The 26,033-nt window shown below is 55.6% G+C and carries 33 protein-coding genes; 28 read left to right on the top strand and 5 right to left on the bottom strand.

What is annotated here, in order from left to right; genetic code table 11:
• Nucleotides 1-235: 235 nt before the first annotated feature.
• Nucleotides 236-580 (bottom strand): hypothetical protein, encoded by a 345-nt coding sequence (locus ABIE32_RS08315; protein WP_429015223.1) that lies wholly within the window; start codon nt 578-580, stop codon nt 236-238.
• An 833-nt stretch (nt 581-1,413) separates the two neighbouring features.
• Here ABIE32_RS08315 and ABIE32_RS08310 point away from each other — a divergent pair.
• The gene (locus ABIE32_RS08310) at nt 1,414-1,740 is read left to right on the top strand and encodes a hypothetical protein (protein ID WP_429015221.1); all 327 of its coding nucleotides are present in this window, start codon (nt 1,414-1,416) and stop codon (nt 1,738-1,740) included.
• A gap of 55 nt (nt 1,741-1,795) precedes the next feature.
• Here ABIE32_RS08310 and ABIE32_RS08305 read toward each other — a convergent pair whose 3' ends face one another.
• The 4 genes from ABIE32_RS08305 to ABIE32_RS08290 form a co-directional block, all read right to left on the bottom strand.
• Nucleotides 1,796-1,960 carry a hypothetical protein gene (locus tag ABIE32_RS08305; RefSeq protein ID WP_429015220.1) on the bottom strand — a complete coding sequence of 55 codons (165 nt, stop codon included), beginning with the start codon at nt 1,958-1,960 and terminating at the stop codon, nt 1,796-1,798.
• A 1,170-nt stretch (nt 1,961-3,130) separates the two neighbouring features.
• Complete coding sequence (locus ABIE32_RS08300; protein WP_395026320.1) at nt 3,131-3,886, bottom strand: DUF1828 domain-containing protein; 756 nt, start codon at nt 3,884-3,886, stop codon at nt 3,131-3,133.
• Nucleotides 3,886-4,353 (bottom strand): hypothetical protein, encoded by a 468-nt coding sequence (locus tag ABIE32_RS08295; RefSeq protein WP_395026318.1) that lies wholly within the window; start codon nt 4,351-4,353, stop codon nt 3,886-3,888. Before ABIE32_RS08295 ends, ABIE32_RS08300 begins: the two co-directional genes overlap by 1 nt.
• 33 nt (nt 4,354-4,386) lie before the next feature.
• Nucleotides 4,387-5,100, bottom strand: a complete 714-nt coding sequence (locus ABIE32_RS08290; RefSeq protein ID WP_429015218.1) for a S24 family peptidase — start codon at nt 5,098-5,100, stop codon at nt 4,387-4,389.
• A 71-nt stretch (nt 5,101-5,171) separates the two neighbouring features.
• Between ABIE32_RS08290 and ABIE32_RS08285 the strand changes: the two genes are divergently transcribed.
• From ABIE32_RS08285 to ABIE32_RS08155, 27 genes are all read left to right on the top strand, one after another.
• The gene (locus ABIE32_RS08285; RefSeq protein ID WP_429015217.1) at nt 5,172-5,420 is read left to right on the top strand and encodes a hypothetical protein; all 249 of its coding nucleotides are present in this window, start codon (nt 5,172-5,174) and stop codon (nt 5,418-5,420) included.
• Nucleotides 5,413-5,613: a hypothetical protein gene (locus ABIE32_RS08280; protein WP_395026315.1), complete on the top strand. Its 201-nt coding sequence runs from the start codon at nt 5,413-5,415 to the stop codon at nt 5,611-5,613. Before ABIE32_RS08285 ends, ABIE32_RS08280 begins: the two co-directional genes overlap by 8 nt.
• Before the next feature lie 308 nt (nt 5,614-5,921).
• Entirely contained in the window at nt 5,922-6,185 is a 264-nt protein-coding gene (locus ABIE32_RS08275) for a hypothetical protein (RefSeq protein WP_395026313.1), read from the top strand.
• Nucleotides 6,178-6,456: a hypothetical protein gene (locus tag ABIE32_RS08270; protein ID WP_429015214.1), complete on the top strand. Its 279-nt coding sequence runs from the start codon at nt 6,178-6,180 to the stop codon at nt 6,454-6,456. The genes ABIE32_RS08275 and ABIE32_RS08270 overlap by 8 nt, the downstream gene beginning before the upstream one ends.
• Nucleotides 6,453-7,310, top strand: a complete 858-nt coding sequence (locus ABIE32_RS08265) for a hypothetical protein (protein WP_395026310.1) — start codon at nt 6,453-6,455, stop codon at nt 7,308-7,310. Before ABIE32_RS08270 ends, ABIE32_RS08265 begins: the two co-directional genes overlap by 4 nt.
• Nucleotides 7,311-7,312: 2 nt before the next feature.
• Nucleotides 7,313-7,861, top strand: coding sequence for a hypothetical protein (locus ABIE32_RS08260; RefSeq protein WP_395026309.1), 549 nt, complete (start codon nt 7,313-7,315; stop codon nt 7,859-7,861).
• The gene (locus ABIE32_RS08255; RefSeq protein ID WP_224149161.1) at nt 7,852-8,169 is read left to right on the top strand and encodes a hypothetical protein; all 318 of its coding nucleotides are present in this window, start codon (nt 7,852-7,854) and stop codon (nt 8,167-8,169) included. The genes ABIE32_RS08260 and ABIE32_RS08255 overlap by 10 nt, the downstream gene beginning before the upstream one ends.
• Nucleotides 8,166-8,864, top strand: coding sequence for a hypothetical protein (locus ABIE32_RS08250; protein ID WP_395026307.1), 699 nt, complete (start codon nt 8,166-8,168; stop codon nt 8,862-8,864). The genes ABIE32_RS08255 and ABIE32_RS08250 overlap by 4 nt, the downstream gene beginning before the upstream one ends.
• Before the next feature lie 44 nt (nt 8,865-8,908).
• Nucleotides 8,909-9,082, top strand: a complete 174-nt coding sequence (locus tag ABIE32_RS08245; RefSeq protein WP_395026306.1) for a hypothetical protein — start codon at nt 8,909-8,911, stop codon at nt 9,080-9,082.
• Nucleotides 9,079-9,435 (top strand): endonuclease, encoded by a 357-nt coding sequence (locus tag ABIE32_RS08240; protein WP_395026303.1) that lies wholly within the window; start codon nt 9,079-9,081, stop codon nt 9,433-9,435. Before ABIE32_RS08245 ends, ABIE32_RS08240 begins: the two co-directional genes overlap by 4 nt.
• Complete coding sequence (locus ABIE32_RS08235) at nt 9,419-9,751, top strand: hypothetical protein (RefSeq protein ID WP_224149157.1); 333 nt, start codon at nt 9,419-9,421, stop codon at nt 9,749-9,751. The genes ABIE32_RS08240 and ABIE32_RS08235 overlap by 17 nt, the downstream gene beginning before the upstream one ends.
• Nucleotides 9,752-9,950: 199 nt before the next feature.
• A complete protein-coding gene (locus ABIE32_RS08230) occupies nt 9,951-10,265 on the top strand; it encodes a hypothetical protein (protein WP_395026302.1) in 315 nt (104 codons plus the stop codon).
• Between the two features lie 466 nt (nt 10,266-10,731).
• A complete protein-coding gene (locus ABIE32_RS08225; RefSeq protein WP_395026301.1) occupies nt 10,732-11,217 on the top strand; it encodes a hypothetical protein in 486 nt (161 codons plus the stop codon).
• A 93-nt stretch (nt 11,218-11,310) separates the two neighbouring features.
• On the top strand, nt 11,311-11,925 hold the full coding sequence (locus ABIE32_RS08220) for a hypothetical protein (protein WP_395026300.1): 615 nt from the start codon (nt 11,311-11,313) through the stop codon (nt 11,923-11,925).
• Between the two features lie 49 nt (nt 11,926-11,974).
• Nucleotides 11,975-12,532 carry a helix-turn-helix domain-containing protein gene (locus ABIE32_RS08215; protein WP_395026298.1) on the top strand — a complete coding sequence of 186 codons (558 nt, stop codon included), beginning with the start codon at nt 11,975-11,977 and terminating at the stop codon, nt 12,530-12,532.
• Entirely contained in the window at nt 12,529-13,824 is a 1,296-nt protein-coding gene (locus ABIE32_RS08210; protein WP_395026297.1) for a PBSX family phage terminase large subunit, read from the top strand. The genes ABIE32_RS08215 and ABIE32_RS08210 overlap by 4 nt, the downstream gene beginning before the upstream one ends.
• Before the next feature lies 1 nt (nt 13,825).
• Nucleotides 13,826-16,033 carry a portal protein gene (locus tag ABIE32_RS08205; RefSeq protein WP_429015210.1) on the top strand — a complete coding sequence of 736 codons (2,208 nt, stop codon included), beginning with the start codon at nt 13,826-13,828 and terminating at the stop codon, nt 16,031-16,033.
• Between the two features lie 48 nt (nt 16,034-16,081).
• A complete protein-coding gene (locus ABIE32_RS08200) occupies nt 16,082-16,303 on the top strand; it encodes a hypothetical protein (protein ID WP_224149149.1) in 222 nt (73 codons plus the stop codon).
• 35 nt (nt 16,304-16,338) lie between these two features.
• Nucleotides 16,339-17,244 (top strand): hypothetical protein, encoded by a 906-nt coding sequence (locus tag ABIE32_RS08195; protein WP_429015208.1) that lies wholly within the window; start codon nt 16,339-16,341, stop codon nt 17,242-17,244.
• Nucleotides 17,245-17,263: 19 nt separating this feature from the next.
• Nucleotides 17,264-18,301: a N4-gp56 family major capsid protein gene (locus tag ABIE32_RS08190; protein ID WP_429015206.1), complete on the top strand. Its 1,038-nt coding sequence runs from the start codon at nt 17,264-17,266 to the stop codon at nt 18,299-18,301.
• A gap of 59 nt (nt 18,302-18,360) precedes the next feature.
• On the top strand, nt 18,361-18,819 hold the full coding sequence (locus tag ABIE32_RS08185) for a hypothetical protein (RefSeq protein WP_395026290.1): 459 nt from the start codon (nt 18,361-18,363) through the stop codon (nt 18,817-18,819).
• A gap of 9 nt (nt 18,820-18,828) precedes the next feature.
• Nucleotides 18,829-19,506, top strand: coding sequence for a DUF6682 family protein (locus ABIE32_RS08180; protein WP_395026289.1), 678 nt, complete (start codon nt 18,829-18,831; stop codon nt 19,504-19,506).
• Nucleotides 19,507-19,513: 7 nt separating this feature from the next.
• Entirely contained in the window at nt 19,514-20,410 is an 897-nt protein-coding gene (locus ABIE32_RS08175; RefSeq protein WP_395026287.1) for a hypothetical protein, read from the top strand.
• 549 nt (nt 20,411-20,959) lie between these two features.
• A complete protein-coding gene (locus ABIE32_RS08170; protein WP_429015204.1) occupies nt 20,960-22,504 on the top strand; it encodes a hypothetical protein in 1,545 nt (514 codons plus the stop codon).
• Nucleotides 22,505-22,757: 253 nt separating this feature from the next.
• A complete protein-coding gene (locus tag ABIE32_RS08165; protein ID WP_395026285.1) occupies nt 22,758-24,374 on the top strand; it encodes a hypothetical protein in 1,617 nt (538 codons plus the stop codon).
• 314 nt (nt 24,375-24,688) lie between these two features.
• On the top strand, nt 24,689-24,922 hold the full coding sequence (locus tag ABIE32_RS08160) for a hypothetical protein (RefSeq protein ID WP_429015202.1): 234 nt from the start codon (nt 24,689-24,691) through the stop codon (nt 24,920-24,922).
• Between the two features lie 20 nt (nt 24,923-24,942).
• A complete protein-coding gene (locus ABIE32_RS08155) occupies nt 24,943-25,776 on the top strand; it encodes an SDH family Clp fold serine proteinase (RefSeq protein ID WP_429015200.1) in 834 nt (277 codons plus the stop codon).
• Nucleotides 25,777-26,033 lie beyond the last annotated feature (257 nt).

Genomic DNA, 26,033 nt, shown 5'->3' with positions numbered 1-26,033 from the left:
TGTTGCTCAGTTAAGACCCAATATGGCGCGCAGTTGCCGATATGGTGTCGGGTCATCTCCGCACGGCTCTCATATCCATCGCTCCACCAACTGGCGTAGTTGCCGCAGCGGAAGCCGTCATCGAGGTGATGGCGAACGAGTGTGATCGGGTGATTCAACATGCGCGCGCTCCAAATAAAAAAGCCACCCGGAGGTGGCGAATCCAGCGTGGTAGTGCTGGAGTGTGTGTGGTTGATTACTGAATTTGCTTGGTGCGTCCGTCATGCCGAAACACTTCGCCATAGGCGCCGATCGTCACATGGTCATCGCGATGAACGCGCAGGGCCTGCTTGATGGCGGTTTCGGCGTTGTTCACATAGCGCTCATGCTCGTCTTGTTGCACCTTGAGCTTTGCTTTCCATCCTCGCTCAATTTCCTGCATGCGTTCGCTGGCAGGTGGTGAATAGAACGCCATGCTGTAGTTTTCATGACTGCCCGAAACCGAATCTGCGAGGTATTCCAGTTGCTCAGGCGTCAGGGTCAGCTCGCATTCGTCAGCAGCGATGCTGATGCATTCTTTCCAATAGTCCAAGTCGGTCATGGCTGGCCCTTGTAGGTGTGTTTTGTGAATAGATACTCCAAGCAAGATTGCTTTGCAGATCAGTGGCTTGTGGTAAATCTGAATAGATAGATGAATAGATTTGCCAGGGGTGGCTACATCTATGAATAGGGGATGGTGGCCAGAGGTGATCCTGGCTTGCGGCACTGACCGAATTCGGCCGCGTGAATTGACGACATTCAGCCTTCTGCGCATCACCATTGCGCGCTCACCATCGAGGGGTGGCACTGTTTCAGGGCAATTGCCCCTAACCTCGGCGTCGCAATCCGCTTGGAGGCTCACTCGTTTGCGATAGTGGCAATGCCACCTCTTGATGGTTCTGGCCTTTAACGTCGCCAGAGCGGACTACCCCTCACTCAAAGTCACTAGCCGCACCCGCTTGGTTTCTGGCGGGGTTTATGGTCTCGGCTAATTGCGGCATTCAAGGAGCCGCTGCCCTCGGGGTTGGGCTGAGTGAGGATGGCGGCTATTGCGAGTATCTGCAGTAGCATTCATCCTCCTGGGTGAGTACCCAAAGCATCAAATCATCTGAAATGATGCTTTTGGGTTGCTTTACTCTGCTTGCTCGTAGGCGGCGGCACGTTCATCTGGCGGCAAGTCGAAGAAGTTCTCGACCCCGCCTAGGTCAGATGCCTTGTGCATTGCTTCTGCGCGCTCATCCGCTGGACGATCCCAGAATCCGTTGTTGCTATCCATCTTCATCCTTCCGCGCAAGGAGCGCATAAATTGAAAACGCCCTGAGTAGGGCGCTTGGGGGTTAGGGGGCGGGCTGCTAATATTTGAGCATCAACGCTATCTGAAGCGAAAGTGCGGCAATGATCACAACCAGTACCAACAGGTTCAAGTACAGAGCTATGGCAGCAGCAGGCTTCAAAAAGAAGTCCACGCTTCAGGCTCCTGCTATGACCAAGAAGGTGCTTCGTTGGGCCATCCACAGCCGTTCGCGCAACCTTTATTTGGTGTTCTTATCATGGCCATTCATCGCGATCTTTCTCGCGGCAGTTGCCACTGAGCTGTTTCTGCCGTCATGGATGTTCTGGAGCATTGCCCTGCTGTCGCTCACCAAAGCAATTAACCGAATGCTTGTCGCAGACGCTGCATGGAAGCGCAGAGGCAGACTAGAAAACCAAATCACTCCATGAGAAGCGCTTTGGTTTTCCCTCTGATGTCGCCCAGAGGGGAGCGCCGATTGCTCTATTAACTGTTGAGCGTGACGATGGCTTTCTGTGCTTGGCCTCTATAAGACAATTCATTGCCAACATAAGCTGGCCTGCCAATCCATGTCAGATGTGTATCTGGCTTCCCATTTGGATAGGAGATGTGCTCTTTGTCATATCGCGCCTGAGCTTCTTCTTTGCTCAAGGCGTTAGGGTGTTGTGGCTTGGAAGTGTGCCCCATGGCTTTCTGCTCCTTAAATCAAGGGTGGAAGGATGTTTGACACAAGGTCCGCTGCCTCAAAGTCCTACACAGTATGCGCTATTAGTCATGGTTGATGGGAAAGTCTTTGCTGAGCAACCATTTGCAAACCAAAGTGCTCTTGTGGGAAAGCGCTTTGGTTTGCTCCCTGGGTTCACCAGGGCGGGCTGACATACCTCGGCAAAGTCGGAAATTCCGACATCGCTTCGTTCCAGCTCCCTTGCATGCGCTCGCGTTCCCGGTAGTTCATCGGCTTGAGCGCTCCCTTTTGGTCTGCCGGGGTGCACAGGGGCAGGGCGATTCTTGGTCGCCGTTCATCCTTCGATAGCGCTAGAGAACTGATTGGGTGGGGCGGTCTATCTGCGATACTTGGTATGGGCACTGGTAATGCCCATTGCGCGATACCAAAGCGCTTAAGGTGAGGCCGACCCGGAAGTCTTGCCCGCTGTTGTGTTAGGCACACAGCCGACTTGATGAAAAGGCCCGCCAGGCCGAATGCTGAATCTCCATACTAGGCAAGAGAACAGCCGCGCTAGCAACGGCGCGTTAAATAAAGAAGCGGGTTTAACGACTCGTGGCCACGAGTCTTCACCGGAATCAATCCAATGAAGACCAACGTGAGAGTGAACATCAACGTAGATGTAGCCAAGTGTCTTCGGGCCATCTTGGCGTTTATCTGCTTCCTGTTGATGTTGTGACCGAGTGTGTGGCGGGATGGGAAGCCATCCTGCCACCCGCTGAACTTCATTCGGTACAACAGTGACCGCCCCAGCCAATCAATTCTCTGCGCAAACTTTTAAGGAAGTAGGGCGCTAGTTCGATCACTTCACACCCATCGCGTTCTGCAACTAGCTGCGCTCCACTGGAGCTAGACCTTCCTCTTGCATCGAGTCGGTTCAGGGGCCGGATCGCTACCCCTTCGGTCGTTTCGCGGTTGTTGCTGGTCGATGGATGAATCTTAGCTCAGGCTAATATATAAATCAATAGCTCAGGCTAAGTATTTCTTGAAATTTAGCTGCGCAGCTAAAAAAAGGCCGAAAAAAGCCGCCTGTAGTGAACTGTCCAACTTTGTGGGGTCAGTTCACGGAGGCGGTTGATCGTTGGTGGCGTGGATGACTAGTGTGACTGTGCGGGCGCTCCGGCATTGATTTGCAATTGCCTCATGCCCAGGACGCGGCTTACCGCTCCAAGCACAGTGGACTCCGTCTTCGCGGCCTTGGGATCTTGTCGGTCTTCCATCACCACCAGAATGTCTGCCCCCTGATTTTCTGGGGAGCTACGTATGTCAACCAGCTTGTGCAGGGCTGCATTTGCAGATGCATGATGAGGTGACACCGCAAGCACCAACGTACCATCAACATCAAAGTCGAAGTCATAGCTTCGACCGGTCAGGCCGGTGACTTTTGGGCGTCTGCGTACATGGTCAGCACCCTTCCAGGCTGCCAGATAAATAGCTACTTCCTCTACAAAAATCTCAGCGTCATGTGAGACATTGGAATGAGTCACTTCCCATTGGCGCAAAGACAACAATGTGCTGATGTACTTGGCAAAAGCTTCTGGCGCGCTGGCCTGATCTGCCCAAACCTCAATCACACCATCATCAGTAAAGATGCTGCCATTCTCGGCAGCAGCCTGGCTCAAGAATCGAGTCTGCATGCCATTGTTGATTCTCACGCCTCGACCAAGAAAATGGAATAGCGTGCTGCCATCATCAAAAAAGCGCAGGCGGTTGTTTCCTAGATGCTCCACGAACACGCGCATGGAGTCGCCGTCTGCGAACTTGAACGGCGTTTCAAGGAGAGCCAGATAGCCAGCATCATCCAACGGATGGCAGGCCATTCCGAGGAGTGAGGAAATTTGCTGACAAATCATCATTGCACCTTGAGGCTAAAGCTTTTATGTGGATCTTCCACATCTGGTAGGAAATTTATTTTCGTGCGTCTGGAGAAGTGTTGCAAGCTTTCCGTGAAAGACCAATTAGCCCAGTCGCGCTCGCCAGAAATTCGATCCTTGCCAAAGTGCTCATGGGGCAAGTCATGAGGCGTGATTTTTTTGGTGAATTGTTCAATATCCAGTTGATAGGCGCGCTCAAGGCCCCACAGATTGCGCTTGAAGACAGTGAACTTGTACCAAGCAGTCCCGGTTTTTTGAGACTTCCTGAAGAAAAGCTCCACCAGTAGATTGGCGCTGGTCTCGTCCATATTCAGCACACCTCCGGACGCCACCCATGTGTTTGGCTGGCTCTTCTGAGGGATCCATTCTTCTATGTCCAGGCACTGCCGACGGACAGCAAAAAGGTTCGTTGCCTCTTGTGTATCGATATCGTTGATGCTCGCCAACTTAGCCCCTCATTTCTCGGTTGCTCTTATTGCCTACATGCACATCGCATTGCGCCTGGCTCGGCCGGCTACCAGCTGGATTCGGTCAATCTCAGTCTTATCCAGTGTCAGCGGCCCGTAGCCGTTATTAATGGATAACAGCTGCACTTCGCCATCGCGGCGCCAATTGAGCTGCTTGAGCATCTTTCTGCCGTTGCAGCAGATCACCACAACGTCGTCGCCTTCCTGGGCTTCGATATTGGGCTCCACGATCACAAACTCTCCGGCGCGATACCTGGGGTGCATGGAGTCGCCGCGCACGCGCACAGCGTATGCGTTGGGGTCGGTGGTGGGGTAGAGCACATAGCCTTCGCCATAGGCCACTGGGTATTCGAACTCTTCCAGAAACCCATCGTCACCCCCGCGCACTTCACCAACCACTGGAATCCTTCTCATCCCCTTTAGCTCTATGGGATCGCCTACGTCTGAGGTCAGCAGGTCAATGCTGGGTGCCGGGCCTCCGGCAACCTGCGAAGTCCACATTGCGCCAGTTCCCTCAGCCAGCCACTCTGGGGATATGAGCAGATTGAAATGCCCGCAGAGACGCTCTGCATTCGCCCTGGAGATGGTGGACACCTTTTCTGGCTTGGTAAACCAGGCCGTAACCGTAGGGCTCGACACACTACAGGCGCGGGCAATCTCCGCAAACAGGCCGCGCCGATGTGGTGGCGGGAATGCGGTTGTCATCCGCTCTTGCAGGGTTTTCATTAGCTTAGCCTAACAAATAATAAATTAGCTCAGGCTTGCAATTAATGGTAGCTTGGGCTAATATTGGAGGCATGAACACTCATGCCACAAAGATCATCGAGGCCCTGGGCGGAACCGCTGAGGTGGCCCGGATGTGCGAAATCTCGATGCCCAGCGTTAGCAACTGGAAGCAGTCTGGCATTCCTGACGCGCGAGTGAAGTTCCTGCGACTGGCGGCGCGATCCAAGCTGAAAGGCCTAGATCTGGACGCTGCCATCTCTATCGCTCCGATCAAGAAATCCCGCCCATCCCCCGGGCAAAAGGAGGTGGCACATGGTTGAGCAGATCAACGCTCCATCTGAAGTTGAGATCAGAGCCCAAAAAATCCTGGTGCTGCTTGATGGCTTGACTGTTGAAGATGCTATGCAGGCCATCTATCGAGCTCACTTCCGTATCAAGCGGTTCTCCGAAAAGACCACTTTCCGCTGCTCCAGCAAGCCACCTGTTGACGATCAAGAGGTGGCCCATGGTTGAGCCTTTTACCTTGCCCGCAGGCACCTTATGCAAGCGCAATGGCATCCCGTTTAAGTTGGCGCACGCCACTCAGATTGAGTGCCACCCAGGTGTTTGGCCTCTGATCAAGGGAGCCCCGCCGGATGAGATGGATGAGCCATTTGATGCTCCAGGTCCTCATCCAGCCGCACCCGATTGTTCGTCGGCAGTTCTCGAATTCTCCGAGCCATAGCCCTTCTAGCTGCCCCGCTAACCGGGGCCTCAGATTCCGAAACTTCAAAACGTATCACCGGCCGGGCGAATCCGGCACTGTCAACAAGGATCACACCATGGCAGACCACTCCGAGATTCCTAACTTTGCACGCGGACGCAACCCCGACAGCGACACCGTAGAGGTTCGTATGCGCTTGCCCAAATACGTTGTCAATGCATATGACGCCGTGAGCATTGCCCGCCGCCAGGAGCGAAGCGATCTCATTCTTGAGTCTCTGACAAAGGATGCGAATCAGTGGATGCATGAGGCTAGTTTGCTGGCCAACGTGGCGCGTGGCAATCCATTGCCTGCGGATTTGGAAAGGGATGCAAATGCGTAAGCAGCAAGACCTGTTCGGCAAGGCGCCGCGTAGTTTCGAGAACGATGCTTACGGCTTCCTGATCGCTTTCGCCAAGAAAGCCACCAGGCCCTTCTGCGCTGAGGAAGTAACGCTTGCAGCGATCAACAAGGGCATTGCTCCTGCTGATCTGCGCAGTTGGGGATCGATCTTCACTCAGGCGGCGCGCGATGGCTACATCCGCCGCTCCAACCAATTATTCACCCGCACGATGGGTAACGGCACTAAGGCGCCAGGATGGGAGAAAGCATGAGCACACAACTGCCATGGTTCCGTGCCTACACGGAAATGATTGATGACGAGAAGCTGCGCCTGCTGGCATTTGAAGACCGTTGGCACTTCATGGCGCTCCTGTGCCTGAAGGGACAGGGCGTTCTGGACGATTCCGGTCCTCTGCTGATGCGCAAGGTCGCAGTGAAGATGGGCCTGGACACGCGCACCCTTGAAGACGTAGTTCGTCGCCTGGCAGAAGTCGGTTTGGTCGACCAGGACACCATGCAGCCCCTGAATTGGGACACCCGTCAGATGCGCAGTGATGCCGACCCCACCGCTGCCGAGCGTAAACGCAAGCAGCGCGCGAAAGCTAAGTCTGGCGCGGGTTCCAAGGCGGTCACGGATGAGTCACGCGTGACATGTCACGATGTCACGCGTACAGATATAGATATAGATACAGATATAGATAAAGAAGAAGAGGCAGATAAAGAGGTAGTGAAAGAACTAGCAGCCGTTAGTGGCACACAAGCCCCATCTGTGCATGCAGATGCATCGCCTTCGGCTCCACCTTCCTCAACCCGTCAGATTTCTGGTTCAGGTCGTTCTTTGCCTCACCGGCCTGATGACGTGACTGAGCAAACCTGGTCGGACTGGCTGCAACTCCGCAAGGCAAAGAAGGCTGCAGTGACTCAGACGGTCGTGAATGTCGCCCGTCGTGAAGCTGCCATCGCAGGAATGGCCCTTGAAGACTTTTTGCAGGTCTGGTGTGCCCGTGGATCGCAGGGGTTGATGGCTGAGTGGCTCAAGCCTGATGAGCGTACCCCGCGCACAGTGCAGCGCGGTAACCAAGGCCACAAATTCGCAGCAGCAGCTGCAACCATTTACGAGGCATGACCATGCACAACGTTGTTGAATTCGAAGGCGCCGTTGTGCGCGCAGCACAGCAAAGCAATCCAGCTGCAGAGCGTCAGGTTGGCGGCACGGTGAAACTCCTGTTCGTGACCTTGCAAGGCTCCTATGGCTCCTTGTTCCTCTCAAAGTTCGCCACTGGGGTGACCGATTCGGAGGGGCGGGATCTCGGGATTCGTTCGACCATGAAAGTTTGGGATGCTGCATTGAGCAAGTTTCCCGCCGCGACCATTGAGGCCGCAGCCAAGAAGCTGACACGAGAGCACCCTGAGTTTCCGCCCAATCTGCCGCAGTTCGAAGCTGTGTGTGAAGCACTGACTCCCCGCAAGACCTATGCGCAAGAGCAGGGGATCAAGGCCCTTCCTGCGCCAAAGCTAGAACCCATCAAGGTTGACCTGCAGCCCAAGAACGACGGCAAAGACTGGGCGCGTCGCATTTTGTGGCGCGTTGAGCGTAACGACAAGTCGGTCAGTGGGTACAGCCAGCGCGAAGCACGCCTAGCCCTGGGTATGGAAGGGCGGATGGCATGGCAGTGACCTACATGAAGGAAGCAAATGCGCTGGCCGCTGCCATTCGTGGTACCGGCAAGACCGAGGTGCTGCGAAAGGGCGGGAGAACGCCGGCTACTGTCGCCACTCCTGACCAGCTTGGCATCTTGGCATTCATGCGTGAGTTCTTCACTGAAAACGATCAGTTGCCTCCCATCAATGTCTCTGCAAAGCGCTTTGGCATGACGCCCAACGCGATGCAGTGGCATGTCAATGCGCTGGTGCGGTTTGGCTATCTGGAAAAAAACGCGGTTGGCAAGTACCGCTTTGCCCGCATCAAGGGGGTAGAGGCATGACCAAAGAGCAAATCATGGAACTCGTCAGCAAGGGGCTGGTACTGGCCCAAAGCCTGGGCGACACCGCAAGCTTCAACTGGCGCAAGAACATTGCACCTGTGCTCAAGCAGCTGGAGGCAGAAGGCCGCATCAAAAGGCTGCATGTCGGTGAATGGACTGGCTACGCACTGCCAGATTGGCAAATGTCTGCTGATGAGCTTCTCGCGTACCTCCTTGGCAAGTGCCGCATTGACAACGAAACCGGCTGCGAGTTGTGGGCTGGATCAACAAATGGCCGTCAGGGGCCGCTGGTGTATGTCCCAGGTGGCAAGCCCAAGACATCGGTGCGCAGGTTGATCTGGGAGACGACCACAGGCAAGTCGTTGACAAACAGCGATGTGTTGCTTCCCAAGTGTGAAGACCCCGCATGTGTGGCGTTCGGGCACATCAAGAAGGTAAAGCGAGGCCATTCCCAGAAGGGCAAGAAGATGACTCTTCTGCACCGCATGCGCCAGTCGATTGGCAGAAAGAAGCGTTCGCACATCACAGACGAGATGGTGCGTGGGTTGCGTGCATTCATTGGAACAAATCAGCAGGCCGCTGACCACTTCGGGATCACCAAAGCTGCAGCGCAAGGAATCCGGTCGGGTCGAAATCGCCGGGAGTACGCGGCGAACGGGATCTTCACGCAACTTATTGAGCGCAAGGCCGCATGAGGGGGGAGCAATGCAGCGAATTTCAAAGAACACGGGACTGGCTGGTGACGTTGGCAATGACGCCGGGGTGGTGGCACTACAGCAGGGCGCAGGCTGCCAAGCTGGAAGCCGACCAGGATGCGGCGGGTGCCTGGTCCGGGATGAGGGAGGCTGTGCGGGAGCAACTCAAGGCCAAAGGGTTCAAGCCATCGTCGGAGGAGGTCAAGCCTCTGGATTGATCGCTGCCCTGACGCTGCCATGGCCGCCAAAGGCGCTGAGCCCTAATGCTCGCCTGCATTGGGCAGTGGTGGCAAAGGCCAAGAAGGCGTACCGCGCAGAGTGCGCTTTGCAGGCGCGGGCTCAGGGAGTCAGCCGTACCAAAGTGCAGAAATTGCACATTGATCTGCTGTTCTATCCGCCGAGCCGCCGCGCCTTTGATCTGGATAACGCCCTGGCGCGCATGAAGTCTGGCCTTGATGGCTTGGCTGATGTGCTTGGAGTAGATGACAAGAATTGGAAACTGGGTATCGACAAGGCCGACCAGATCGGCGGAATGGTGAAAGTGGAGGTGCGCCATGTCCGAACCAATTGATCCTCAAGTTGCGGTTGACTACTTGCTCCAGACTGCACCCCGATACGCGGCAGCCAAGGCCAAGCGTGTCCAGCTGGAAGAGTTCCGCAAATCCAAGAAGGCCATCCTCATGCAGCAGGCCGAGGGCAAGACCGTGGCCGACCGTGAAGCCTACGCCTACAGCCACCCCGAGTACATCGAGCTGCTGAACGGCTTGGAATCGGCTGTAGAGGCTGAGGAACTGTTCCGCTGGAAGATGAAGGCAGCTGAGCTGCAGGTGGAAATCTGGCGTTCTCAGGAAGCAAGCAATCGGGCAGAGGGGAGGGTGGTGCGATGAAGCCAAGGCTTTCCCTCAAGCATGGCTATTGGTTATGTCTTGGAGGCGTAGGGTTTGGAATTGGCCCGACGCCTCAGTTCTCCTACCAACAATGGGAGGAAAACTGCCGTTGGAGGAATGAACAAGAGTTCACCAGAATCTATAGCGAAATCAAAGCTATGGTTCAACTCACATGGCAGGCTCTGGAGGACGCACGGAAATGAGCCGCAAGCAATGGACCGATGCCCAACTCTACGACCTGGCCGGCTGTGTTGCTCGTCGGATGACTTGGAGACAGATCGCCGATGAATACAAGATGAGCCAGAAATGGGTGCAGTGCGTCTACAGAGGGTATTTGCACCGGGTAGAAAAAGGCAAGTTCTGCCACTGGACGCCGATGCGCTTGATGAATCTTCATCTGGAGCGTGGCCGCGGCGTCAGTGTTGAGTCGCTTGCACATGCCAACAAGGTGAGTGTGCTGGTGGTCCATCAAAAGCTGGGTGAGGCCCGACGACTTCTGGAGGGCGCACGATGAGGCGCAGTGGCTTCAAGCGCCTGGAGCGGCAGATTGCCCCAAAGCCTGTGTGCCGACCTCTGCCTGCTGCGCCGAACTACGCACTGGCGTCTGCTGCAGCTATCCCAGTGTCAAAGGGTGAGTTTCTGCGCCATGAGGGCTACCGCCGACTGGTGGCGAGCCTTCCATGCTGCGCCTGCAAGATTGTTGGATACAGCCAAGCAGCGCATGCCAATCATGGAAAGGGGGCAGGCCTCAAGACTGATGACCGCACCTGCTTCCCGCTGTGCTGTGACAGGCCAGGGGTGAAGGGGTGCCACCCAAAATTTGACCAGTACGAGCTTTACCCCAGGATTGCTGCCGCCATCGTGGCCGAAGCCTGGGGCGCAGACACCCGCAGAAAGATCGAGATGCAAGGGAAATGGCCCAAGGATCTTCCCAAGTGGCCAAGCCCCGAGACAGAGATTCAACAGGAAAAGGAGGCCCTATGACCGAAAAGCTGACCCCCGCCCAGGAGCGAACCGCCAAGGCCCGCGTCTGTGAAGCAGTCTGGGAACTCTACGACCTCGGCGCCCCAATCACTCGGGATGCCTTGGTGCGCCAAACAGGGCTGAAGACCGTGACGGTCGATGAAGCCCTGAAATCCCTCAAGCGAGAGGACAAGATCATCAGCATTGAGCGCGGCCTTTATGAGCCGGCCGAGGTGCCTGAGCAGTCCGAGGCGGTGAGCGTAACCATCCTCCCCCGGGGATACGCCAAGATCGAGAAGGGCGACCAAGTGATGTCGCTCACCCCAGGAGAGTGGCGCATGCTGGCTCCTCTTGCCGCTGGATCAGCCGCCCAGGCCGCCGTGGTGGAGCATACGCACCTGACAGTACGCCTGGCTGACCAGGTGGAAAAACTCAAGCGTCAAGTTGCGGGGCTCAAGGAGATGCTGGAGGCGGATGGGCGGCAGATGGCAATTGAGATGTGAGGTCTAGGCTTTTCAGACTTATAAGCTGTCTCTGTAATTTAGGCGCAAGCGATCCAAACTATAGTTCTGCGCTTCACATTTATGGAGTTGGTGATGGAAGTAGGTGAAAAATTGGCTCAACAAAGCAACTCAGAACAATTGCGGGAGTTGGAGGCTAGAGTGCTCTCATGGAAGAAATGGGTTGCAGGAATAGCAGTGTGCCTTGTTGGGGCATATCTGATCTACTTTGGTTTAATCCTTGGACAAAATCCTGCAACTGATTCTGACAAATGGGGGGCTTTTGGGGATTTCTTGGGCGGGCTGATGAATCCGATAGTTGCCTTTGCGGCATTCTTCTGGCTTACCGAGTCTGTGAAGATACAAAAGCAAGAACTCGTCAATACTAGGGATGAGCTCGCGAAAGCTACCGAAGCACAGAATTTGTTGGTTTGGAATGGTAGAGAGTCAGTAAGGTTGGCGGCGGTTACGGCATTGGCAAACGCGGCATCTATGGCTATCGATCGTTTAGACAATTCCATAACACTTTATGAGATAGAGAAGCCTTCAGAGTTTTCGTCAAGTGCAGCAGAAGGTATAAAGCGTGATAATTTAATTGCTAAGATTTCTACGCTAAGGCATGAAAAGAAAACATTAGAGGCTGAGAGAGATGCATATTTGAATGAGATGAAAGAACTACTAAATGCTCATCACTTGAGCAAGAAAGATTAGCCCCCTCGTAGGGTTCGACACCAAGTAGCCTTCCCTGAACACTCAGGGAATGGCAACACCAAAGCAAGGCGCAAGGCCTGCAACCACCAAGAACTCTAAAGCTAAGCCTGCGGTCAAGAAGAAGGCGGCAGGCGTTGCTGCGCCTTTAGGTAGACCAACTGCCTATCGTGAGGAGTATTCGGATTGGGCTCTCAAGCTGGCCAAGCTGGGTGCGACCGACAAAGATCTAGCTGAGGCTTTCGAGGTCACAGAGCAGACAGTAAACACTTGGAAGAAGGTTCACCCAGATTTCTTTGAGTCCATAAAAAAGGGGAAGACTAGAGCTGATGCAGAGGTGGCAAGCAAGCTGTTCCACCGAGCAACTGGTTATGAGCATCCCGAGAACGATATTAAAAGCGTCAATGGCGAGATCGTCATTACGCCAACAATCAAGCATTACCCGCCAGATACGACAGCTGCCATCTTTTGGTTGAAGAATCGCCGTCCGGATCTGTGGCGCGACAAGTTTGAACAGGAACACAGCGGCCCAGGTGGTGGTGCGATGCAGGTTCAATCCACCGTTACGTTTGTACAGGCACCTGCCAGGAATGAGGGTGACCAGGAATGAGTGCCCCCCTGGCCATCAACGTGCAAATCCCTGCCAAGCTGTCGGGGCTGTACAAGCCTTGCCGGTACAAAGTGATGAAAGGCGGCCGTGGTGGTGGTAAGTCGCACGGTGTTGCTGAGGTGTTGCTGGAGAAGGGGGCTCGCAATCCATTGCGCATCCTCTGTGCCCGTGAAATACAGAAGTCCATGCGCGACTCTGTGCATCGGCTGCTCAAAGACAAGATCATCAAGCTTGGCCTGCAAGCGTTCTATGAAGTGCTGGATACTGAGATTCGGGGTGCCAATGGCACTCTGATCGTGTTTTCAGGCCTGCAGAGCCACACGGTGGATTCCATCAAGTCTTTTGAGGGGGTGGATCTTGTCTGGGTGGAAGAAGCCCATGGGGTGAGCAAGAAGTCCTGGGACACGCTTACGCCAACGATCCGCAAGGAAGGCAGTGAGATATGGCTGACTCTGAATCCGGACATGGAGACGGATGAAACCTACCAGCGTTTCATTGCCACACCCTCTGATGACACCTGGGTTTGCGACATCAACTGGCGGGACAACCCCTGGTTTCCAGATGTCCTGAATGAAGAGCGCCTCAAGGCCAAGCGCTCCATGCTCAAGGAGGACTACGAGCATATCTGGGAGGGCAAGGCCCGTACGGTATCTGCCGGGGCAATCTATCGCTTTGAGATTGAAGCGCTGTACCAGGACCAGCGTGTTGGCAATGTGCCATATGACACGCGTCTGCCAGTACACACAGTCTGGGACTTGGGCTGGAATGACTCTATGACCATCGCAATGGTCCAGATTGGCGGCGCGCAGGATGTGCGGATCATCGACTACATAGAGGACAGCCACCGGACATTGGATTGGTATGTCGCCCAACTAGACAAGCGCCCATACCGCTGGGGCTGGGACTATCTGCCGCACGACGGGAATGCTGGAAACTTCCAGACGGGACAGACCGCAGAGCAGAAGCTGCGTCTGCTTGGCCGGCGTCAAGTTAAGTGCAATCCGGCCCTCAGTGTGGAAGAGGGGATCAAGTCTGCACGCATGCTTTTCCCACGATGCTACTTCGACAAGAGCAAGGCAGCCAGGCTGCTGGAATGCCTGAAACGTTACCAGCGTGCGGTCAACAGCAAAACGAATGAGCCCATGGGGCCGCTGCACGATGAGTACAGCCATGGGGCAGATGCATTCCGGTATATCGCCATGTCGGCCGAGCACATGTACAGAGCCCAGCAAGAGCGCCCTATAGCAATCAATTCAAGCTGGGTAGCACACGATCCAGAGATGGGATATTGACATGCAAGCAATCACAGAAAACAACCAGGCAGACATGCAGCATGACCGCCCAGATTCTGGAGCGGATATTGGTCGCACTTTCCTCAATACGCTCCTGACCAAGCGCCGAGAAGCCATCTCCGGGCGCGCAGGAGCTGGCATCGAGGAAGAGTGGACAGAGGATGAAGAGCACTATCAGGGCATTGATGATGCCAACCGTGACTTTCAGAATGCCAACCAGCTCTACCGTAGCCGCAAGACCGCAATCCTGAGTGGCCAGAGCATGAAAAGGAATGAGGGTGGTCGCTCTGTCATCTTCCTGAACATCACTCGAAGCTATACGGACGCAGCAAGCGCACGAGTATCGGACATGCTGCTGCCAATCGATGATCGGTGCTGGGAAATCAAGCCAACGCCATTGCCGCAGATTTCACCCATCAAACTGACTGCGCTTGCGCAACAGATGGGCGCTGAGGGCCCCGAGCAGTTGCAATCACAGCTGGAGGCGCAGCAGGCCCAGGCTGAAGAAGCGGCCTTGAGGATGCAGGATGCAATTGAGGATCCGTTGGTTGAATCCAATTGGCATGGAGAGGTGCGCCAGGTCATTGAAGATTCGGCGCGCATTGGCTCCGGTGTACTGAAAGGGCCATTCCCGGTCATGCGCACTGTCCGGGTGACGCAGAAGGACCCAGTGACTGGCTTGACGGCCATGGTCAAGGTGGACGAAATCCAGCCGGCAAGCAAGCGCATTGATCCATGGAATCTCTTCCCTGACCCTTCCTGTGGAGAGAACATCCACCACGGCAGTTATATCTGGGAGCGCGAGTGCATCAGCAAGCGCCAGATCAAGGAATTGCTGGCTGATGAGAGCTACGACACCACTGCCCTGAAAGCAGCGCTCAAAGAAGGGCCAAGCCGCGTGCGTGAAGGCACCGAGGCGACCTACCGCCCAGGCGATGATGAGTACGAGATGTGGATCTTCTACGGCTACTGCGCAAAGGAGCACCTGGCAGCCATCGGTGTTGATCTGGAAGAGGATGAAGAGGATCGTGTGCCAACCATGGCAGTCCTGATCAATGATCGTCTGGTCAAGTGTGTCATGAGCCCCCAGGAGAATGGAGAGTTCCCGTATGACGTTTTGGCTTGGCAGCGTCGCCCTGGCATGCCATGGGGTATGGGCATCAGTCGCCAGATCCGCACCACGCAGCGCATGCTCAATGCTAGTGCCCGGGCCATGATGGACAATGGCGGGCTGTCGGCGGCGCCGCAGATCATCATAGGCAACAACATCACACCTGCTGATGGGAACTATGCGCTTCGCCCAGGCAAGGTGTGGAGGGCAGAAGCAAACGCCACAGTTCAGGATGTGCGCGGCGCATTTAATGCCTTTGTTGTCCCATCCGTGCAGAACGAACTGATGAACATCATCAATTTCGCGCTCAAGATGGCCGAGGACACAACCGGCATGCCCGCCATGCTGCAGGGTATCCGTGGCGATGCGCCCAACACCTTAGGCGGCATGCAGATGCAGAACAACAACGCCACCAGCGTTCTGCGACGCCTTGCCAAGCGGTTTGACGACTACATGACTGCTCCACACATCCGTCGCTACTTCGACTGGATGATGATCTACAGCGATGACGAGAGCATCAAGGGAGATTTTCAGGTGGATGTGCGTGCGTCATCTGCCCTGGTAGAGCGTGATGCGCAGCAGCAATTCCTGATGTCCATGCTTCAAGCTGCTGCCAATCCGCTTTACAAACTCGATCCAGCCAAACTGGCGGCCGAGCTATGCAAGGGGCAGCGTCTGGATCCGAAGAAGTTCCAGATGGACGAAGATGCGATGCAAGCACAGCAACCAGCGCCTGATCCAACTCTGGAGGCCAAGGCCGGTCTACTGGAGGCCCAGCAGACCAAAGAGTTGGCGTTGGCTCGCAAAGCAGATGCAGAGGCTACCAATGTCGGCATGGAGACGCTTTACAGCGGAGTCCAGACCGCTCAAGTCATTGCCGCAGTGCCTCAAGCGGCAGGGCTTGCTGATGGCCTTGCTCGATCAGTTGGGTTCAAAGACCAGGATGTAGCGCCAATCTACCCTGAGGCTGACACTTCGGCCATTCCACCCATCGAGCCACAGGAGAACACGGATCCTATGCATCCAGGTACCCCGGTGAGTCCAGACATCGGTATGAAGCAGGGTATTGAGACGCAACGCCTTGATGGTGTGCTGTAACCCCCTGTAGGGTTGGACGCGCATCCCCTCCAAATTGAAACTGCTTCCATGACGAAGCAGGCAGTCGATATTAGCTCTCAGACCTGGCGGGCAGTTCAACAGTTCGCTGAGGGACAAATTGCCATTCTGAGAGAGAAGAACGATTCGCCTGTGCTGGATGCAATAGCCACTGCAGAGATGCGAGGGCGAATTGCAGCCTTTAAGTCACTACTGGCTCTGGCCAATAAACCAGACCCGGAATTGAGCACCAACGTTGGGCCAACGTACTGACCTTGGTGGAAGTGGATTTAAGGAGTGCATGACGCATGGACGAGCAGCAACAGGAGCTAGCAGCGTTTGAACGTGGATTTGCTGAGGCCAGTGGTCTTGAGCCCCCCGCACCGGTTGCGCCGGTAGCCGAGGTTCCTCAAGAGCCAGAGGTTCCAACAGAGCCACAGGAGCCTGAACAACAGCCTGAGGCGCCAGATGCTGAGGGAGCTGAAAAGACTGGTGAAACGCCAGTTGAGAAGCCTCCCACAGAAGACGACCCCGAGTTGTTTGAAGGCTTCAAGCGCAGTGAACTAAAGCGCCTGGTTGAAAGCGCATCGGAAGTAGAGCCTCTCAAGCAGCGGCTGCGTAAGGCTGAGGGAAGGGTAGGTGAGCTGATCGGCCGCCTGCAACAACAACCTCCGGCGCCGCAGGTTCAGGCATCTCAACAGGCAGTTGTGTCGGTTGAGGATCTGCCTGAAATCAAGCAGCTTGAGCAGGACTACCCGGATGTGTACCGAGGCATCCAAGCGTTGATCAAGTCGCAGCAGCCGCAGGCTCAGGCGGCCCCGCCAGTTGCACCGCAAGAACCAGTGGCCACTGTTCAAGCGGTGGAGCAGGCCGAGCCAGACCAGATGTTCATCGAGCTCGCTGTGATGGATCGCACTCAACCAGGGTGGCGCGAAAAGGTGCAGTCGCAACCATTTGGTTCGTGGCTGGCCGCGCAAGGGGATGAAACACGGCAGGCGTTTCAGGCGGCACAAACCGCCGAAGCACTGGCCTCTGTGGTGGACGGATACGACAAGTGGATTGCTGGCCAGCAGGAGGCCGCTGAAAAGGCGGCAAAGGGCCAACAGCGACTACAGCGTGCCGTTACTCCAACAGGCTCTGCCCAGCGTCCCCAAGCCGCGCCTACAGAACAGGAAGCAATGGAAGCTGCGTTCAAACGCACTTTAGGGCAGTAGCCCAACAAGGAGTTAAATCATGGCTCAATTCAAGACGACTGCTCCAGCGGAGCGAATTGGCAAACTGAAGGGGGAGATCCTGGCGCACGCTGTTGGCGTGGAAGTGCTGGGTATCACTGGTGTTCAGCGCGCCATCCCCAAGAACAACGGCCGCACGGTCGTTTATCGCCGCTACTTGCCTTTTGGCGCGGCAAACACGGACTGGAATACACGCAACCGCCCGGTGGTGGATGCCGTTGCCCACGAGTTGACAGAAGGCGTAACGCCTGCGGCTGACACGCTGGTGCCACAGGACATCACCACAACCATCAAGCAGTACGGCTGCCTGTATGAGTTGACCGACCAGGTGGTGGACACCTACGAGGACGACGTACCTGCTGAAATGAAAAAGCAGTGCGGCGAGCGCGTAGGCCTGCTGCGTGAAATGATCCGCTATGGCGTCATCAAGTCTTGCACCAACGTGTTCTACGGTGGCGCTGGCTCCAGCCGTGCCACGGTGGACGGCAAAATTTCTCTGAACACCTTGCGCAAGGTCAGCCGCAACCTGCAGGCGAACCATGCAAAGCGTGTGACGGGCATTCTGGCCCCCAGCGTGGATATCGCTACCAAGCCGGTGGAAGCCAGCTATCTGGTGTTCGTGCACTCGGATGCCGAAGCTGATATCCGTGATTTGCCTGGCTTCGTGCATGTCAGCGCTTATGGCAGCCGCAAGCCGGTCCATGCGCAAGAGCTGGGTTCTTGCGAGAACTTCCGCTTCATCACCAGCCCTGAGCTGGCTCCCTATCTGGGTGCGGGTGCCGACATCGGCACTACTGGCCTGATGGGCGCTACCAAGGTGGACGTTTACCCGTTCATTGTGGTTGGCGAGGACGCCTGGGGTCAACTGGCTCTGCGCGGTGCTGATGCGGTGGATCCCACCTACATCCCGCCTGGTCAGAAGGACAAGAGCGACCCCCTGGGCCAGCGCGGCTATGTGGGCGCCAAGTTCTACATGCAGTGCACGTTGCTCAATGAGGGCTGGATGGCCTTGATTGAGGCTGGTGTCTCCGCCCTGTAATGGGCACGCCCGGCGCTCCATGAGGGTGCCGGGCATTTTCAATTGACTGGACAAGCACAATGGCAACACGCAAACAAATCGATGCAGACTCGCAATTCCTGGGGGCAGAGGAAATTCGCACCGTAGGCGAGATCGGAGGCCATGCTGGTATCGATGTGGTCGACAAGCCCATGCCGAAGAAGGCCATCGATATGGAGGCGTTCATGAACGAGAGGGTAACCATCATGGTCAATCCGCCCAACAATGCCGATGAGCCTTTGCTTGTCCAAGTTGGCGTGAACGGCGTCAACCAGTTCATTCCACGAGGTGAACCCGTCCAGGTGAAGCGCAAGTACGTGGAGGTTCTGGCCCGTTCGAAGCGTACCGACTTTGCACAGACCTTGGATGAACGCCTGGGAGAGCAGGGTTTCAACAAGCTGCGCTCCATGCACAGCCTGCGTTTCCCATTCAGCGTCCTGAGCGACCCCAACCCCAACGGCGGTGCTTGGTTGACCGGCGTACTGGCGGAAGCGCGCTAAGGCACTGCCATGAATCTCCAAGAGCTGATTGCGCTGTACCGGGCTGATGGCCAGGACGGGAAGAACTCCATTGGCGGTTGTGATGATGATGTGCTGTGCTCTGACGAACTGCTGACCATCTACGCCAATGAGGCCCAGGATGAGGCATGCCGACGTGGCCAACTCTTGAGGGATTCGACATCGAGCTGGTGCACGATCAAGGCTGCAGCTGGTGCAGAAGCAATCGGCCTCAACGCGCTTGCCATTCAGATTCTGCGAGCATTCGCAGATGGTCAGCCGCTAACCACCATTCACGTCGATGAAATGGATTGCCTGTTTCCGGGCTGGCAGTTCCAATCCGCCCAGAATCGACCAACGCATTTGGTTACTGGTGTCTCCACGGGGCAGCTCTATTTGTGGCCACGGCCTGCGCAGGAGTGCACTATCAAGTTGACAGTGCAACGGCTGCCTTTGAAACCCATGCGCGCCGATACCGACAAGCCAGAGATACGACAAGAGCTGCATCCTGCTTTGGTGAACTGGATGCTCTACAGGGTGTATGGCCGCACTGACTCTGACATTTTCGACCCATCGAAGGCCGCAGTATCTCTGGCCAACTTCGAAGCCGAGTTTGGGAGCAAGTCCAGTGGCCGTAACGAAACCTGGGTGCGCCAGGGCGATGGATTGATGCCTGGACCAATCGCGTAAGGTTCACATGGCAACCAACCCACCTCGCAGCCTCATCGACTCCATTCCTTTCGACAACTATGCTTCGCCACAGGCGCAAGCACCCGCTCCGGATGGACTTGTTGCGCGTCTGTTTGGCGCTGGCCAGAGCAATGCAGCACCCAGAGCGTCTGCGCGCTCCCTGATCGATGCTGCTTTTGCCAATGAGGTGGACAAAGCCACTTCGCCTCAAGTCGCATCTGGCATTCGAGATCTCGCTGGGCGCAGCCTGGCTTCCCTGGCTGGTGCGCCAGTTGATCTGACTGCGATGGCGATGGAGCCTTTGGGCTACAAGCATCCTGCTCCAGTAGCCGGTTCGGAATGGATAGGTCAGAAGCTGGAGGATGTTGGTGCAATCTCCACTGAGCGTCGGCCGGCCGCAGAGTTGTTGGCCAATCTTGCTACACCAGCGGCATTGCCCAAGAGTCTCGCAATGATGGCGGCCATGTCTCCAGAGGGGAAAGCTCGCTTGTTGGCTGATCTGACTGCGGGCAAAGGGAGCGGGACCTATCGCCTGGGGGATGTGACGCCTGGTCAACAGAAAGCCTTGCAACGTCTTGGTACGCCACCAACCGAGTCGCGCGATGTAATGATGACTGATGCAGCCACCGCACACATGCTTGACAGGCGGGTGAACCTAGATGGCTTTTCGCCAGAAGAGGTAGTCCGCTTTGCCGAACAGGCTATGCAGCCACGATCAAATGTTTGGGTTGATCCAGCAGCGAAAGCGCATAAACCAGCATTGTCCAACAGTGGCTTGCGCGATCCAGTAACAGGCAGGTCATATACCGCTCACATGCCAATGGCGCCAAACGGCGAATCACTGGATGTTGTGACAGTCGTGCCGAGGGGGCTTCCCGCCAGAAAGACAAAAGCCCCTGAATAGGGGCTTTGTCTGGACAATTCTGAAGGGGGTGGTTCCGAACTCCACCTCTCGTACATTTTGGTCAAAAAGACCAACATTGACAGGGCACAATCAGATCATCACTTTCAGCGGCATTTCGCTGACGGTTTGATTATCGCATAAAGCCAAAAACAAATAAAGCCCTCATGGGAGAGCTTTAGATGGGCTTAGGGGAGGGGGTGGCACCGATTTCCACCTCTCGTACTTTCACGGTCCTTGCGAACTGCCATTAACACTGCACAACCTTCTAAGCACTTCCGACTTACTTTATTCAGACGGCAAGTTAATTGTATACCGAAGGGTAGAAAACAAAAGCTCCCAATGGGAGCTAGTGTCGGCCGGTCATGCTGGGATGGTTCCGAACTCCACCTCTCGTACTTCCACTGCTTTTCCAAGCAGCCATTGACGCTGCACAACATGACTAGCACTTCTGGCGCCCATTACGCCAACAGAAGTATTGTGCCCCCTACAGGGTTCGACGTAAATCCCTCCTCTGTAGATACTGCAATCTGAACTATTAGAGGTGCAGGAATGGCAACGAACGATCAACGCCAGAGTCTTATTGATCAAATCCCAATGGATGACTATCGAGCGCCGAGGCCAAACTCATTCGGAGATGCTGCGGCAGCCTCCAAGCCTGGGATGGTGCAGGTGGCAATGGCGTCGCCTCCAAAGCCTCCCTCAGCCCCTGCTACGACTCCGGCCTCCAGTCCTGTAGCAGGCCCCCTGCAGCGTAACGTTACCAATAGCGGCGTGGCAAACCCACAAGCGCCTGCACCTGTTCAGGATTCTCTGGTGAGCCGTGCCTTTGCGGGGACTCCACAATCCAACAAGGTCAGCTTCGACCCGTCCACGAACACCTACAGCGGTGGCAATGTGGGTGGCGATGTCTCTATAAATGGCGCAAGTCCTGGCTCTCCTGGCATGGGTGGTGGGCTGGTTGCACGGGCTTTTGATACTCCCCCTGCTGCTGCAAGGCCTCCGGCCGGCCAATCTCTGATAGACCGGGCTTTCAACACCCAGCCACAGCAACAGGTGCCGCAGTTCAACGCCCCCCAGGTGGCTCACAGCGGTAACGACTGGGAAGCGCGCAACAATCTGCGCAATCTGGAGGTATCAGCCAGCTCGATCACGAACAATGGTGGCGCATTTGATTCCCGCCGTGGCCGGATCAATGGGCCATCACTTGCCCAAGCGGCGTTCCAGGATGCCGCCCGCGCGGATTTGTCGGCCCGGGCAGAGCAGCCTCGCCTAGATATGGCTACCAACCAGGTCAATGCAGGCCTGCAGCGGGAGGGAATGGAACAGCAGGGCAATCAACAGCGCTCTTTGGTGCAGGCTATGCTGGGCCAGCAGGCCAACCAGACTGAGCTGGAGAAGGCGCGAATCGCCGCGGATACCGGCACTCAGCGCTCGATGATCGATGCCCTGGGCACCATTGAAGCGGCCAAGGAGAGGGCGGCTGCTGCTAATCGCTCCAATGCGCCGGCAGGCTACAGATTCAACACTAGTGGTGGGCTGGAGGCGATTCCTGGCGGCCCAGCGGACAAAAGCCAAGCCCCGCTCAATGATGTGCAGTCCAAGGCGCTGCAGTTCGGCAGCCGCATGCAGGAGGCCGACAAGACGCTATCGGATCTGGCGAATCAAGGCGTGACCCAGCCTGGGTTAATCAAGCGTGCAGCTGATGCCGTCGGTATGGGTGCAGCTGCAAACTGGACACAAAGTGCTGAGCAGCAGAAGGTCGAGCAGAGTCAGCGGGACTATATCAACGCTGTGCTGCGCCGCGAGTCCGGTGCTGCTATCAGCGATGGTGAGTTTGCGAATGCCCGTCAGCAGTACTTTCCTCAGCCTGGTGACTCTCCTGAGGTAATCGACCAGAAGCTGAAGAACCGAGCCATCGCAACGGCTGGCATTAAAGCAGAAGTGCCCAATTCTGAGCAGCGTATTGGTCAGGTGGTGGGGGCTGGGAATGCAGCGGTAGCAGCCAACACCGAGAATGCCCAAATCACCGAGATTCAGCGGCGCGCAGCAAGTGATCCTGCATTTGCAGCACGCCTGAAAGAAATGGGGTATTGAGATGGCAGCACCTGATTACTCTTCAATGAGCAACGATGAGCTGCTGGCCTCCCTGCCACCTCGCAATCCTGCGCCTGCTTCCGGGCCTGCGACACCCCAGACTCCTACCCCATCGATCCAGCAACCAGCGACGGCTCAGAGTGTTTCGGCTGCTCCACCTCCAGCCGCCGGCCCTGACTATTCGAAGATGTCGAACGAGGAGCTGCTTGCTGGCCTGAAGCCTCGGAATGCTCCACCTGCAGAGGAAGCGTCCATGGGCGACAAGGTGACCCGTGGCATGGGCCTGGGTGTGCGCAGTCTTGCGCAGGGTCTGGCCAGCGTTCCTGGTATGGTCACAGACAACCTGATCGCCAAGCCTTTGAACGCTGCAGCCGACGCCGTGATGGGCGAGGGCAACGGCCCGCGCTTGCAACCCCTGAAGCAAGCTGTTGGCAATCTGGCGACCCATGCTGGTCTACCGCAGCCAGAGACTGCCAGCGAGCGCGTAGCACAGGACATCGTAGAGGGCGGGGCTGGTGCCGCCACTGGTATCGGCGCAGGAGCTGCACTAGCTCGGGGCGCGGGTGCTGTAGCCCAAGGCGTGGGCGGCATGTTGATGGAAGCCCCGATGCTGCAGACCGCCAGCGGTGCTGCTTCTGGAGCAGCCTCAGGCATTACGCGCGAGAACGGCGGCGGGGAGGGGGCTCAGCTGGTGGCCGCACTGGCTGGGGGAATGGCTCCACTCGCTGTTGGTCGCAAGCAGGTGGTGTTGCCGGAAAAAGCGCAAGTCGCCGCAGCAGCTCAGCAGGCGCGCGAGGCGGGATATGTGCTGCCACCAGCCGACTTATCTCCTGGAAAGACGGCAGAACTGATGTCCGCTTTCAGTGGAAAGATCAAAACAGCGCAAGAGGCTAGTTCGCGCAACCAGAATGTCAGTAATGCATTGGCCAAGCGGGCGTTGGGCCTTGAGCCAGAAGTAAACATCAACCTTGATACGCTTGAAGGACTGCGCCGCACCGCCGCGCAAGCATACGAACCTGTGGCTACTTCCGGTACGGTGGTGCCGACTGACAGATATCGACTGGATCTGCAGAAGGCACTTGCACCTTTCCGTAGTCAGGCTGCTTCCTTCCCAAATGCCAAGGTTCCCGGTGTTGTTGCTGACATCCAGGCGCTCAATGCAAGGCAGTTCGATGCCGGAGACGCGCTGAACATGGTTCGATACATGCGCGAGGCCGCTGATCGTTCGTATCGCGCTGGCGAGAACATGGCGGGCAAAGCGTACAAGATGGGAGCTGGAGCCCTAGAGGACGCTCTAGAGAAGCATCTTTCCAGCCTTGGAGAGTCAGGCGCAGACATCTTGAAGAATTTCAGAGATGCACGGCAGACAATTGCCAAAACTTATTCAGTTCAAGGCGCTCTAAATCCGCAAACTGGCGCAGTGAACGCCATAAAGCTGGCGCGAGACCTTGCTCAAAACAAGCCACTGACAGGGGAGCTGCGAACTATTGCAGAGGCTGGGCAGGCATTCCCGAAGGCGATGCAGGCATTAAAAGAAGCACCGAAGGAGTTGAGCGTGCTGGATATCACGGCGGCACTTGGGGCAGGCGTTGCAGGTCACCCCCTCGCAGCTGCAGGAGTACTTAGTCGCCCTCTTGCGCGTAATGCGTTGCTGTCGGATTTGGTGCAAGAAAGGGCAGTCAGAACCGCAGGAACTCAAAAAATGATCAATTCCGACGCCGTCCCCGCCATAGCCCTAAACGCCGCCACACAGTCAGCCCAATCGGAGCAGCCGGTCTACTCTCGCAGACTAGACGCAGAGATGGCAGGCCTCCGCCAGCGCAAGAAGGTCGTGCAGGTGCCGGGCGGCTGGGCGGTGGATCAGCGCTAGGCCTTGTCCAGCACGCAGGTGGCGTAGTTGGAGGCCATGGCTGGGGTGGCTAAAAGCAGGACTACGGAGGCTGTAAGCAGGCGCATGATTCATCCCTTTTTGACGTAATTGTAACGGTTCACGCTCTCGGTTGATTTCGTGTAAATTGCTGCAGAAGTGTTGCAGCGTAAGGTTTTCTGCTATTAAACTTCGCGGCAATCAGGTACCATCAAAGATACAAACTAGCCGAGAGGCGGCAAACCAGAACAATAGACTTCTTCTATTGTCTGAACTGACAAGGGTAACTCAATGCTTCAAATCGAAGTGTGAAGGAGATGATGACGATGAACTCAAATCTTCTCTTTGGCGTGACAGGTGCAAGTCTGTTTAATCAACGTGTGACCTCACGCCCAGCAAATACAACAGTATTTGTTGAACGACCCACGCAAGACCCATTGGCTGAAAGGCTTGAAGAGTCTTTGAAGCGTGTGGTGGAACAGCAGCGCCGTAAACTGCAAGAGCAACCAAAGGTTGTGCCACAAGACAGGAATGAGCCAGAATTGGCCTAATAGTATATTGCTCAATAGATATGGCAGAAGAACTATCATTTCCGCGCGGTACGAAAAAACCTGCTCAGTCTCCTTTGTTTTGGGTGCAGAACAAAGATAGATATTTAAGACAGTTGCTCATATCTGATATTCAAAAGGTCACAGGTCGTGACCTTTTGGTTTATTTTTCGGACTGTGATCGATCTGATGCTCAGATTGAGCAGACTGATGATATATATCTTTCGGAATTACTGAGGGCTTCAACATCTAAATTCATTGATCTCTTAATTGAGACTAATGGAGGGTTCACTGATGCAACAGAAAAAGTATGCTCAGTGATTACAAGTTCAGGCAAGGACATCAGAGTGATCGTGCCTCGAAGGGCAAAGAGCAATGGCACAGTGATCACGTTTTGTGGTGGGAGCATTGTGATGGGCCTAGACTCGGAACTGGGCCCTATCGATCCGCACTTGAATGGAACTCCATGCGATTTCATTATTCGTCTGCAAGGTATTGATGCTCTTGTCTTGATGGCAGCCCAAGCTGCAGTTTTGCAAACAAAGAAGTTGGCATCGCAGTTGCTCAAAGCAAACATGCTGTCTGCTATGAACGAGGGTGATATTGATGCATTGGTGCAGAGACTGGCTAGTCGAGATCAGTATTATTCTCACGGTTCTGTAATTGATGCGTCAGAAGCTATCAGACTTGGTCTAAATATTGAGCTGCTACAGCCTGAAGATGCTTTGTGGCAACAGCTCTGGCTACTGCGCACAATGTACGCATATGATTGCATGATGCGTGGATACTCGAAAGTCTTTGAGAGCGTTAATGTAAGTTCGCCAATAGTTATGCCGAGAGTCAATACTGCGGCATAACCATCAAACTTACAGACAATACAACCCGCTTCGGCGGGTTTTTTCATGCCTGGTGGTGGCTGGGACAACAAAAAACCGCCCGAAGGCGGTTGGCAGAAGCATGTTACTTTGCACTCTTGCAATAGGCGCACATGCACCGCAATGGTCTCATGGGAGATGTCTGAGCGAAATAGGGTTGGTCTGGCAAAAGCCACTCGACCTTTCGCAGTGCTTTGAATCCAAATCTGCGCATGCTCAGTAGCTTGTGAGGATACATG

This window comes from Comamonas sp. 4034 (assembly GCF_050434545.1).
Lineage (GTDB): Bacteria > Pseudomonadota > Gammaproteobacteria > Burkholderiales > Burkholderiaceae_C > Comamonas > Comamonas odontotermitis.
This window is presented reverse-complemented; position numbering and strand designations above follow the sequence as displayed.